General features: G+C 66.4%; 8 protein-coding genes and 1 pseudogene. 6 read left to right on the top strand and 3 right to left on the bottom strand.

Annotated elements, in window-relative coordinates:
• On the top strand, nt 1-1,110 hold a 1,110-nt coding region (locus tag I5M_RS20065), incomplete at its 5' end, for a ferredoxin (protein ID WP_031337153.1).
• Complete coding sequence (locus I5M_RS20060) at nt 1,107-3,935, top strand: sulfide/dihydroorotate dehydrogenase-like FAD/NAD-binding protein (protein WP_022723024.1); 2,829 nt, start codon at nt 1,107-1,109, stop codon at nt 3,933-3,935. The genes I5M_RS20065 and I5M_RS20060, both read left to right, overlap by 4 nt.
• Before the next feature lie 291 nt (nt 3,936-4,226).
• Here I5M_RS20060 and I5M_RS20055 read toward each other — a convergent pair whose 3' ends face one another.
• Nucleotides 4,227-5,195 (bottom strand): quinone oxidoreductase, encoded by a 969-nt coding sequence (locus tag I5M_RS20055; protein WP_031337151.1) that lies wholly within the window; start codon nt 5,193-5,195, stop codon nt 4,227-4,229.
• A 92-nt stretch (nt 5,196-5,287) separates the two neighbouring features.
• Here I5M_RS20055 and I5M_RS20050 point away from each other — a divergent pair, with 92 nt between their 5' ends.
• Nucleotides 5,288-6,139 carry a LysR family transcriptional regulator gene (locus I5M_RS20050; RefSeq protein ID WP_031337149.1) on the top strand — a complete coding sequence of 284 codons (852 nt, stop codon included), beginning with the start codon at nt 5,288-5,290 and terminating at the stop codon, nt 6,137-6,139.
• 19 nt (nt 6,140-6,158) lie between these two features.
• Here I5M_RS20050 and I5M_RS20045 read toward each other — a convergent pair whose 3' ends face one another.
• Nucleotides 6,159-6,749, bottom strand: coding sequence for a hypothetical protein (locus tag I5M_RS20045; RefSeq protein WP_022723021.1), 591 nt, complete (start codon nt 6,747-6,749; stop codon nt 6,159-6,161).
• A gap of 147 nt (nt 6,750-6,896) precedes the next feature.
• Here I5M_RS20045 and polA point away from each other — a divergent pair, with 147 nt between their 5' ends.
• From polA to I5M_RS20030, 3 genes are all read left to right on the top strand, one after another.
• On the top strand, nt 6,897-10,004 hold the full coding sequence (polA, locus tag I5M_RS20040) for a DNA polymerase I (protein WP_022723020.1): 3,108 nt from the start codon (nt 6,897-6,899) through the stop codon (nt 10,002-10,004).
• Between the two features lie 316 nt (nt 10,005-10,320).
• Entirely contained in the window at nt 10,321-10,884 is a 564-nt protein-coding gene (pyrE, locus tag I5M_RS20035) for an orotate phosphoribosyltransferase (RefSeq protein ID WP_022723019.1), read from the top strand.
• A gap of 109 nt (nt 10,885-10,993) precedes the next feature.
• Nucleotides 10,994-11,782 carry a DUF2865 domain-containing protein gene (locus I5M_RS20030; RefSeq protein WP_022723018.1) on the top strand — a complete coding sequence of 263 codons (789 nt, stop codon included), beginning with the start codon at nt 10,994-10,996 and terminating at the stop codon, nt 11,780-11,782.
• Nucleotides 11,783-11,822: 40 nt separating this feature from the next.
• Here the strand turns inward: I5M_RS20030 and I5M_RS32850 are convergent.
• Nucleotides 11,823-12,272 (bottom strand): annotated as a pseudogene (locus I5M_RS32850) (hypothetical protein); the annotation flags it as partial.

Raw genomic sequence — 12,272 nt, 5'->3', positions numbered from 1 at the left:
CAGCACGGCAAGCAGGAATCCCGCAAGGAACTGGGCCTGATCGCTTCGTTCCATCCCAGCGTGTTCGTGGTGCAGACCGCGACCGCGCTGCAGGGCCACTTCCTGAAGAACGTGATGGAGTTCCTCAATCACACCTCGTCGCCGGCGGTGCTCGACGTCTACACGCCGTGCCAGGCCGAGCACGGCATCGGCGACGCCGCGGCGAGCCGCCAGGCGCGCCTCGCGGTCGAGAGCCGGATGAATCCGGTGTTCGTCCACGATCCGCGCAAGGTCGGCAAGCTGGAGCGCGCGTTCTCGCTCGACGGCAATCCGGAGCCGGATCAGGACTTTGCGTCGAAGTCGATCGAATACATCGACGACGCCGGCGCGACGCAGCTGCTCAAGACCAAGCTGACGCCGGCCGACTTCGCCCACACCGAAGTCCGCTTCCGCAAACAGTTCAAGCCGTTGAAGAAGGATGCGGACGGCGTGCCGATCGATGAGTACGTCGCGCTCGACGCCGCCGCCCGCGCCGGCAAGACGCCGTTCATCTACGCGACCGACGGCGACAAGAAGCTGGTCAAGCTCTCGGTCGGCGAGAGCGTGGTGGCGCTGGTGGAAGAGCGGCGCAAATACTGGCGCACCTTGCAGGTGCTGGCCGGGTTCGATGTCCGTGCCCTCGACGAAGCGCACAGCGCTGAACTCAGCGCGCTGCAGCACCAATACGAGGAGCAGGTGAAAGCGCGCGAGTCGTCGCTCGACCAGATCGCGCGCGGCATGAGCGAACTCGCAGCGTCGTCCAACGCTCCTGCCGGAAATGGCTTCGCGGCGCTGATGAACGGCTTCGCCCCGGTTCCGGCCGCGGCGGCGCCGAGCAATGGCGCCAAGGTGGCTAATGGTGCCGAGCCGATCCACATCGACGATGCGGATCTGGACAAGTGCACCAACTGCAAGAGCTGTTACCAGGACGTGCCTGAAGTGTTCGAACTCACCAAGATCGTCGTCGGCGGCGCCAGCAAGGACGTCGCTCACGTCATCCCCGGCGTGTTCGGCAAGCTCAAGGTGACGCCCGAGCTGTCGGCCAAGCTGAGCCGCGCGGCGGCGAACTGCGACGCGGAGATCATCCGATGACCGGCGTTTCCGTCTCCAACGACGTGCTGCGCTACCAGCAGGCGCGCAGCGCGCTGGAAAGCTCCAAGACCGAGCTGGAAGAACTGCAGGCCAGCGAAGCGGTCGGCGTGTTCCAGAAGCAGCTCGCGCTGCTGCAGAAGCGCCTGGTCAACGACCCGGCGTCGCTGCGCAACATGTTCATCGCCGACGGCACCCAGGCCATCGTCTGGGAATTCCAGCAGCCCGAGCTCGGTGAAGCCTTCACCACCACGCTGTGGAATCTGCTCGCCCGCGGCGATGACATGAGCATCATCCTGCAGCGCTTCATCTGGGCGCTGCCGCTGAAGTTCAAGCGCAAGTTCATCAAGGCGATCGACGTGCACCTGCGCGGTCGCTACCCGATGTTCGAAAACCTGTCGGAAGGCTGGCCGGGCGAGGCGTTCATCCCGCCCTACATCCGCCCGGCGGAAGAGCGCGCGATCGACTTCGGACTCGTCAACCAGGGCTATCTTGGCTACCAGTCGATCGGCTACTCGCTGCGCGAGTGCGAGCTGTTCGTCTGGCTCGAAGTGATGCGCGACAAGCAGTGCGACGACAAGCCGTGCGAACTCGGCGTGCTGATCCAGGGCAAGAAGGAGCCCAAGGGCGGCTGCCCGGTGAAGATCCACATCCCCGAGATGCTGGACCTGCTCGGCAACGGCAAGCATCGCGAAGCACTCGAACTGATCGAGAGCTGCAACCCGCTGCCGAACGTCACCGGCCGCGTCTGCCCGCAGGAACTGCAGTGCCAGGGCGTCTGCACCCACACCAAGCGGCCGATCGAGATCGGCCAGCTCGAATGGTACCTGCCCGAGCATCAGAAGCTGGTCGATCCGAACGCCAATGCGCGCTTCGCCGGCCGCATATCGCCGTGGGCGGCGGCGGTGAAGCCGCCGATCGCGGTGGTCGGCTCCGGCCCGTCCGGCCTGATCAACGCGTACTTGCTCGCGGTCGAAGGCTTTCCGGTCACGATCTTCGAGGCGTTCCACGACCTCGGCGGCGTGCTGCGCTACGGCATTCCGGAATTCCGCCTGCCCAACACGCTGATCGACGACGTCGTCGAGAAGATCATCCTGCTCGGCGGCCGCTTCGTGAAGAATTTTGTGGTCGGCAAGACCGCGACGCTCGAAGACCTCAAGGCCGAGGGCTTCTGGAAGATCTTCGTCGGCACCGGCGCCGGTCTGCCGACCTTCATGAACGTGCCGGGCGAGCATCTGCTCGGCGTGATGTCGGCCAACGAGTTCCTGACCCGCGTCAACCTGATGCGCGGTCTGGATGATCGCTACGAGACGCCGCTGCCTGAGGTGAAGGACAAGAACGTCTTCGTCATCGGCGGCGGCAACACCGCGATGGACGCGGCGCGCACCGCCAAGCGGCTCGGCGGCAACGTCACCATCGTGTATCGCCGCACCAAGAGCGAGATGCCGGCCCGCGTCGAGGAGCTGCATCACGCGCTGGAGGAAGGCATCAATCTCGCAGTGCTGCGCGCGCCGCGCGAATTCATCGGCGACGACCACACCCATTTCGTCACCCACGCGCTCTTGGACGTCAACGAACTCGGCGAACCGGACAAGTCCGGCCGCCGCAGCCCGAAGCCGACCGGGCAGATCGAACGGGTGCCGGTCGACCTCGTGATCATGGCGCTCGGCAACACCGCCAACCCGATCATGAAGGACGCCGAGCCCGGCCTGAAGACGAATAAGTGGGGCACGATCGAGGTCGAAGAGGGCTCGCAGCGTACCTCGATCAAGGACGTCTACACCGGCGGCGACGCCGCGCGCGGCGGCTCCACCGCGATCCGCGCGGCCGGTGACGGCCAGGCGGCGGCCCGCGAGATCGTCGGCGAGATTCCGTTCACGCCGGCGGAGATCAAGGACCGCGTCGAACGCGCCGCCAAGTACACCGAACTCGGCCAGATCGCGCAGACCATCGTCGACAAGGTGCCGCTCGCCGGCGGCATCGTCGAGTTCACCGTGCGGGCCCCGATGGTGGCGCGCTCGGCGCAGGCCGGACAGTTCGTCCGCGTGCTGCCGTGGGAGAAGGGCGAACTGATCCCGCTGACGCTGGCGGATTGGGACGTGGAGAAAGGCACCATCGATCTCGTCGTGCAGGGCATGGGCACCTCGTCGCTCGAGATCAACCGGATGGCGATCGGCGACGCCTTCACCGGCATCGCCGGCCCGCTCGGCCGCGCCAGCGAACTGCACCGCTATGAGGGCAACCAGACCGTGGTGTTCTGCGCCGGCGGCGTCGGCCTGCCGCCGGTGTATCCGATCATGCGCGAGCATCTGCGGCTCGGCAATCACGTCACGTTGATCTCCGGCTTCCGCGCCAAGGAGTTCCTGTTCTGGACCGGCGACGACGAGCGCGTCGGCAAACTCAAGCAGGAGTTCGGCAGCCAGCTGTCGCTGATCTACACGACGAACGATGGCTCCTACGGGGTGAAGGGCTTCGTCACCGGGCCGCTGGAAGAGATGATGAAGGCCAATCAGGAGGGCAAGGGCCGCAAGATCGCCGAAGTGATCGCGATCGGCCCGCCGCTGATGATGCAAGCGGTGAGCGATCTGACCAAGCCGTACGGCGTCAAGACCGTGGCGAGCCTCAACTCGATCATGGTCGATGCCACCGGCATGTGCGGCGCCTGCATGGTGCCGGTGACCATCGACGGCAAGATGGTCCGCAAGCACGCCTGCATCGACGGCCCCGAAATCGACGCCCACATCATCGACTGGGACAAGTTCCTCCCCCGCTTCAGCGCCTTCAAGGCGCAGGAGCTGGAGAGCAAGAAAAAGCATGGGTTCGTGTAACGCGACCTATCTATTGTCATTCCGGGGCGCGCGAAGCGCGAGCCCGGAATCCATAACCACCGCCGGGAGTATGGATTCCGGGCCTGCGCGCAAGCGCGCATCCCGGAATGACGAAAGCGATGGCCTATTCGCGGTGGTCTCTTCAAATGGCCGGGTACTCCCGGCCGTTTTTCGTTGCGCAGTCACTCCGCGTTTTGCGCCGTCACCCTGAGGTGGCCGCGTAGCGGCCCTCGAAGGGCGACGGCAGGGCATTGCCTTCGAGGCCATCTTCCTTCGCTACACTTGCCCCCCTTACGGCACCAGATACAACGAACCGCTGCTGCGTCCGGCCTCGAGGTCGGCGTGGGCCTTCGCCGCGTCGCGCAGGGCATAGGGCCGCGCGTTTGCGGCAAGGACGCCTTGCTCGATCAGCGACAACACCGCCTCAGCGCCCGTCTGATAGTCCTCGAGCCGATTGACGTAGCCCATCACGCTGGGACGGCCGAGCATCAGGCTGCGCTGCGGGCCGAGGTCCTCGACGGCGATCGGCGGAATCGGGCCGGCGGATTGGCCGATGCTGGCCACGACGCCGAACGGCCGCACGCAGGCCAGGGTCTTGGCGAGCGTCGTGCCGCCGACGCCATCGATCGCGAAGTCCACGCCGCGTCCGGAGGTGAGAGTGCTGATCGCCGCGGCGAAATCGGCGTCGCGGCCGACGATGACGTGGTGCGCCCCGGCGCGCCGTGCAGTCTCGGTCTTGGCGTCGGAGCCGACGGTCCCGATCACCGTGGCACCGAGATGGTTCGCCCAGCGCGTCAGCAATTGTCCGAGGCCGCCGGCAGCGCTGTGGACCAGCACGACGTCGCCGGCGCGGACCGGATAGACCCGATGCAACAGCATCTGCGCGGTGACGCCCTTGAGAAACACCGAGACGACCGACTCGTCGGTCAGCGTTGCCGGCAACGGCAGCGCGCGCCATGCCGGCAGATTGCGCTCCGCCGCATAGGCGCCGACCGGGGCGCCGGCGTAGACGATGCGCTCTCCGATCCGCGACGGCGCGACGTCGGAGCCGACGTCGGTGATGACTCCGACGGCTTCGACGCCCGGAATGCCCTGCGGCAGGGCGTAGAGCCCCACGCGCTGATAGATGTCGAGGAAGTTCACGCCGATCGCGGTCTGCCGGACGCGCACCTCGTTCGGGCCAGGCGGCGCCAGATCGATCTCGGCGATTTGCAGTTGCTCGGGCCCGCCCGGCGATTTCAGGTGGATCACTTCGACCATTGTGTTCTCCGACATGCGATGGCGGCAGTTTGCGACGCTGCCGTCATGTGCGAAATTCCCGATAATCGCGCAGTCGATGGGGAATTATGCACATGCTCGACTGGGAAGATCTTCGGCATTTCGCGGCCTTGGCGCGCGAAGGCAGCCTGTCGGCCGCGGCCCGGGTGATCGGCGTCGACCATGCCACGGTGGCGCGCCGGGTCGCCGCGCTGGAAGCGGCCACCGGACTGAAACTGGTCGACCGACGCGCCCGCGCCTACGCACTGACCGACGATGGACGCCGCATCGCCGCCATTGCGGCGCGCATGGAGGAAAGCGCCTTCGCGGCGGAGCGCGCCGCGCAGGCGTCGAGCCTGCGGCTCCGCGGCGCCGTCTCGATCAGCGCGCCGCCGGCCTACAGCAGTGCGATGATCGCGCCGCGTCTGATCGAACTGAAGCGGCGGCACCCGGGCATCCTGATCACCCTCATCGGCGAAAAGCGCAGCGCGTCGCTGCAGCGGCGCGAGGCCGATCTGGCGCTGCGCCTGAGCCGGCCGACCGAGCCGGGCCTGGTCGCGCGCAAGATCGCCAGCATCGGCTTCGGCCTTTACGGAGCGCCCGATTATCTCAAGGCGACGCCCGCGCATGCGTGGTCGTTTATCGCCTACGACAGCAGTATGAACGACACGCCGCAGCAGAAATGGCTGATGTCGCTGGCCGGTGACAACGAGATCGCGCTGCGCACCAGCAATCTCGGCAATCAGGTGATCGCGGCGCAGACCGGGCTCGGCGTCGCCGTGTTGCCGCGCTTCGTCGGAGATATCAGCGCCGGGCTCGAGCGCCGCCAGATCGCGCCGGCCACGGTCGGCCGCGACGTCTGGCTGGTGGTCCATCGCGATCTGCGACGGTCCGCCGTGATCCGCTCGGTGATGGAATTTCTGGTCGAATGCGTCAAGGCGGGGTGACGCAGCGCCAATTGCAATCTCAGTCGCCCTCGATCTTCACCCCGTCCTGCATCCCCACGATCTTCGCCCGATAGGCTTCGGCATCGCCGAAATCGGCGAAGCCCTGGTAGTGCGGATGCGGGCCGAGCACGCGGCGGGCGTGTTTGATCGGGCACCAGTACACTTCGGTCCGCGCCGCGACTTCGCGCGCGAAGGCGATCACGCCGTTGCCGTAGGAGCAGTAGGCGCAGTTGATCTTTTCGAGCAGGTTCAGATAGGCGAGATGGTGGCGGTCGAACACCAGATAGTCGTGGCGGCGCACTTTCGGGATCTTGTAGATCGGAAAGCAGATCGCCTGATACGCCATCACGCTGACATCGAGGATCACGAACGGCACGATCAGCGCGTAGATCACCGGCGCGGTGATGACGATCCACGGATTGGCGTTGCGGATATATTGCGACAGCGTCGTCTTGATGGCGCGGTGCAGGCGCTCGACACCCTGCTCGAACACGATTCGCTGGTTGTCGAGATGCCAGCGCAGCGCCTCGCGGCGCTTGGCCAGTTCGACCTCGATCTCGGCCTCGACCGCACGCAGCTTCGCCATCAGGTCGTCGAGTTGCGTGGGCATGTGGGGATCCCTTCCGGCTGCGCAGCTGCATCCACCGGCGCATGGAACACCGCCTCGCGCAACCGTATTCCCCCGGCGCCGCAAAATTCGCCTCCGGCGCTGCCGCGGCAGGGTGCCAAATCGCGCCGAACGCCTTAAGTTGCGGTCATGCCCAAGAGCCAAAACTCCGCCGCCGCGACGCCAGCCGCTTCCTCAGCCGTGACCGCCACGCCGCCCGCCGGCGTCAAGGCGCCCGGCAAGGGCGACCATGTCTTCCTGGTCGACGGCTCGTCCTACATCTTCCGCGCCTATCACGCGCTGCCGCCGCTGAGCCGCAAGTCGGACGGGCTGCAGGTCAATGCCGTGCTCGGCTTCTGCAACATGCTGTGGAAGCTGCTCCGCGACATGCCGCCGGATAACCGGCCGACGCATCTCGCCATCATCTTCGACAAGTCGGAAGTCACGTTCCGCAACGAACTCTATCCCGATTACAAGGCGCACCGGCCGCCGGCGCCGGACGATCTGATTCCGCAATTCGCCCTTATCCGCGAAGCCGTGCGGGCGTTCGATCTGCCGTGCCTGGAACAATCCGGGTTCGAGGCCGACGATCTGATCGCCACTTACGTGCGCCAGGCCTGCGAGGCCGGTGCGACGGCGACGATCGTGTCGTCCGACAAGGACCTGATGCAGCTCGTGACCGACTGCGTGGTGATGTACGACACCATGAAGGACCGCCGCATCGGTGTGCCCGAGGTGATCGAGAAATTCGGCGTGCCGCCCGAGAAAGTGGTGGAGGTCCAGGCGCTGGCCGGCGACAGCGTCGACAATGTGCCTGGCGTGCCGGGCATCGGCATCAAGACCGCGGCGCAGCTCATCAACGAATATGGCGACCTCGACACGCTGCTCGCCCGCGCGTCCGAGATCAAGCAGCCGAAGCGGCGCGAGGCGCTGATCGAGAACGCCGAGAAGGCGCGGATCTCGCGCAAGCTGGTGCTGCTCGACGACCACGTGAAGCTCGACGTGCCGCTGGAAGAGCTCGCGGTGCACGAACCCGACGCGCGCAAGCTGGTGGCGTTTCTCAAGGCGATGGAATTCACCACGCTGACGCGGCGCGTCGCCGACTACGCGCAGATCGATCCGTCGGATGTCGAGGCGGAGACCGCGCTGAAGTCTTCACCTCTCCCGCTTGCGGGGGAGGTCGGCGCGCGCAGCGCGACGGGTGGGGGCACTGCCACGAGCGGTGACCTCTTTTCGTCGCTCGAGCCCTCACCCCAACCCTTCCCCGCAAGCGGGGGAGGGGGGGCGCCGCAGGCGGGGCAAGGTCCGGTGAACGCCGGCCGCGGCCGCGACGGAAAGCCCGGCGCGATGTTGACGCCGCAGGGGCTGGCGGAGCAGCGCGCTGTCGAGGCGCGTCGTGTTCCGGTCGATCGCACGCGCTATGGCGTGGTGCGGACCGGTGATGAACTCGGCGGCTGGATCGCCCGCATCCATGATGCCGGCTTCGTGTCGCTGACGGTGATCGCCAGTTCGATCGATCCGATGCAGGCCGAGCTGGTCGGCGTCGCGCTGGCGCTCGGACCCAACGACGCCTGCTATCTGCCGCTGGCGCACAAGCAGGCGGGCGATGGCGACGGGCTGTTCGCAGCCGGCCTCGCGCCCGATCAGCTCGGTGCGCGCGCCGCGCTGGAGGCGCTGCGGCCCATTCTGGAATCACCCAGCGTCGCCAAGATCGGTGTCGATCTCAAATTCGCCGCGGTGCTGCTGGCGCAGCACGGCATCGTGTTGCGCAATCTCGATGATCCGCAGCTGATGTCCTACGCGCTCGACGCCGGCCGCGGGAGCCATGCGCTCGATGCGCTGAGCGAAAGCAATCTTGGTCACACGTTGCATACGCTGTCCGAACTCACCGGCAGCGGCAAAGGCAAGATCACCATCGATCAGGCGCCGATCGAGCGCGCCGCCGCTTATGCGGCCGAGCGCGCCGACGTGTCACTGCGGCTGTGGCGCGTGCTGAAGCCGCGCCTTGTTGCCGGCTCGATGACGGCGGTGTACGAGACGCTGGAGCGGCCGCTGGTCGGCGTGCTGGCGCGGATGGAGCGGCGTGGCATTTCCATCGATCGCCAGGTGCTGTCGCGGCTGTCGCACGACTTCAGCCAGACCGCGGCGCGGATCGAGGCGGAGATTCGCGAACTCGCCGGTGAGGACATCAACATCGGCAGCCCCAAGCAGCTCGGCGACATCCTGTTCGGCAAGATGGGCCTGCCGGGCGGCAGCAAGACCAAGACCGGCGCGTGGTCGACGTCGGCGCAGGTGCTCGACGAACTCGCTGAGCAAGGCCACGAATTCCCGAAGAAGATCCTGGAGTGGCGGCAGGTTTCAAAACTGCGCTCGACCTACACCGACGCGCTGCCGAATTACGTCCATCCGCAAACCCACCGCGTCCACACCACCTACGCGCTAGCCGCCACCACCACCGGGCGGCTGTCTTCGAACGAACCGAATCTGCAGAACATCCCGGTGCGCACCGAGGACGGGCGGAAAATCCGCCGCGCCTTCGTGGCGACGCCGGGCCACAAGCTGGTGTCGGCGGACTACTCGCAGATCGAACTACGCTTGTTGTCCGAAGTCGCCGACGTGCCGGCGCTGCGCAAGGCGTTTCAGGACGGCATCGACATTCACGCGATGACGGCGTCGGAGATGTTCGGCGTGCCGGTCGATGGCATGCCGTCGGAGATTCGCCGCCGCGCCAAGGCGATCAATTTCGGTATCATCTACGGCATCTCGGCGTTCGGCCTCGCCAACCAGCTCAGTATTCCGCGCGAAGAAGCCGGCGCCTACATCAAGCGATACTTCGAGCGCTTCCCGGGCATCCGCGCCTATATGGACGAGACCCGCGACTTCTGCCGAACGCACGGCTACGTCGAGACGCTGTTCGGCCGCAAATGCCACTACCCGGACATCAAGGCGTCGAACCCGTCGATCCGCGCCTTCAACGAACGCGCTGCTATCAACGCGCGGCTGCAAGGCTCCGCCGCCGACATCATCCGCCGCGCCATGGTGCGGATGGAGGAAGCGCTGGCCGAGAAGAAGCTCAGCGCGCAGATGCTGCTGCAGGTCCACGACGAACTGATCTTCGAAGTGCCGGAAGCCGAGGTCGAAGCGACGCTGCCGGTGGTACGCAGCGTGATGCAGGACGCACCGTTCCCGGCGGTGCTGCTCAACGTCCCGCTGCAGGTGGATGCGCGGGCGGCGGATAATTGGGACGAGGCGCATTAGTGGCGCTGATCGCTATGGGTTGCTGATCCGCGGCGGGCACTGCGCACCTCTCCCGCCTGCGGGAGAGGTCGGATCGCGAAGCGATCCGGGTGAGGGCACTCTTATCCGCGAGTGGCTGACTCAGTGCTTGGGGCGCCCTCACCCCAACCCTCTCCCGCAAGCGGGAGAGGGAGCGCGCTGTGCCGGTGGTGCTGCTGCGGCCAACACGACGGGCGTTATATGCGCTTGCTCCGTTGATACCCTCCCCACACCGCTGGCATCCGCTCGCTGCGGCGGCTAGATTGCGGCGTCTTTCCAAGAGCCCAGAGAGTCCGCCGTGTCCAAATCCGCGTCCCGCGCCCGTCTTGCCGACATCATCCGCGCCCGCTCGTTCGGCCGCGGCGAGATCACGCTCGCGTCGGGGCGCAAGAGCGACTTCTATTTCAATCTGAAGCCGACGATGCTCGATCCGGAAGGCGCGGCGTTGCTGGCCGAGCTGACCTACGAGGCGCTGCGCGACGAGAAGGTCGATTATGTCGGCGGGCTGGAGATGGGCGCAGTGCCGCTGGCCGGCGCGATCGCGCAGCTGTCGTGGCTCAAGAACCATCCGATCGCGGCATTCTTCGTGCGCAAGAAGCCCAAGGAGCACGGCGCGCGGCTGTCGGTCGAGGGCCTGGCGAAGGGCGAGAGCCTGGCCGGCAAGCGCTGTGTTATCGTCGAGGACGTCACCACCACCGGCGGTTCGGCCATTAAGGCGGTCGAGGCGGTGAAGGAATCCGGCGCCGAGATCGTGCTGGTGCTGACGATGGTGGACCGCGAAGAGGGAGCCACCGAAGCCTTCGCCGGGGCCGGGCTGCCGTTCCGCTCGCTGTTCAAGGCCAGCGAATTCCTCAAGGGCTGAGGCGCCGCGCCAGGCTGCCGCAACCGCTTGTTTACCATCCCGAACTAAAGTCGCGACAGCCGCAGCCGTAGAGCTGCGGGCCTTTTGGTTGCGTCGGGTGGAGCGGGCGTTGCGTCGAGTCTCAACGAAATTACGCCTGTGGCGCGGCCTCGCGCTCGCCGCTCTGATCGGCCCGCTGGCACTGCCGAGCGCGGCATCGTCACAGAGCCTGTTCGATTTCCTGTTTGGCCAGCAGCCGCAGCAGCAGCGCCGTTCGGCGCCGGCGCAGGCCAGCTTCTTTGCCGATCCGTTCGGCCAGCAGCCGGCTCAGCAGCCGCAACCGCAGCGGCAGGTCGCCTCTGGTGGCGGCGGTCCGGCGTTCTGCGTGCGTAGCTGTGACGGCAAGTACTTCCCGCTGCAGGTTCGTGCCGGTGCCACGCCCGCCCAGATGTGCCAGGCGTTCTGCCCGGCCGGCAACGCCAAAGTGTATTTCGGCAGCACAATCGACTACGCGACCGCCGCCAACGGTCAGCGTTACGCCGACAGCGACAACGCTTTCGCCTATCGCAAGGCGCTGAAGCCGGACTGCACCTGCAACGGCCGCGATCCCGCCGGCCTTGCGCCGGTCGACCTGTCACAGGATCCGACGCTTCGCGCCGGCGACGTGGTGGCGACCGCCGACGGACTGGTCGCCTTCACGGGCGTAAGGCTCGGCGTCGAACAGACACCGGATTTCACCCCGGTCGCCGACTACCCGGGCCTCACCGCTTCGCTACGCACCCGCCTTGGCGAGATGAAAGTCGCGCCGGTCAATGCCGACCTGCTGGCCCAGGAAGCTGCGCCAGCAGGCCGCGATGTGTCGCTGCCGCTCCCGGCGACGCCGAAGCCGATCCCAGGCAAGCGCGCCGGGATCGACTGATCCGCGGCATCGCCGACACGACAGTGCTGGTTTCTCTGCTTTAGAACGTCGCGGCGACGCCGAGGCGCGGGCCGTGGGTGTAGCGATCGGGTAGATAGTTGGCGGTGTTCTGGCGGGTGTTGAACATCGTCAAAGCGTCGATCCGGTAGCTCGCGGAGAGCTTGACGTTGGGCTGCACCCAATACGACACTCCGACCTGGAGATCGGCGCTGATCGCCGTTGAAAAAAGGTCCTGCGCCGTGGTCGTGTTGGGGCCGAAATTGTTCCCGGCTTGGCTTGGAAGAAACGGCGTTATTGTTTGAACAATGGACGCGACGTTCACCTGTTTCTGATTGCCGAACAGCACAGCGACATCGGCCAGATAGTCGAAGGCCCAGCCGGCAGCCAGCGGCACCGCGCCTTCGATGCCGATTCGCGGGCCGACGCCGATGAAGCTGGAGAGGGTCTCGCCCGCATTGACAGTTGATTGAGACAGCTGGCGACGAGGATC

The sequence above is a fragment of the Rhodopseudomonas sp. B29 genome (genome assembly GCF_000333455.1).
GTDB lineage: Bacteria > Pseudomonadota > Alphaproteobacteria > Rhizobiales > Xanthobacteraceae > Rhodopseudomonas.
This window is presented reverse-complemented; position numbering and strand designations above follow the sequence as displayed.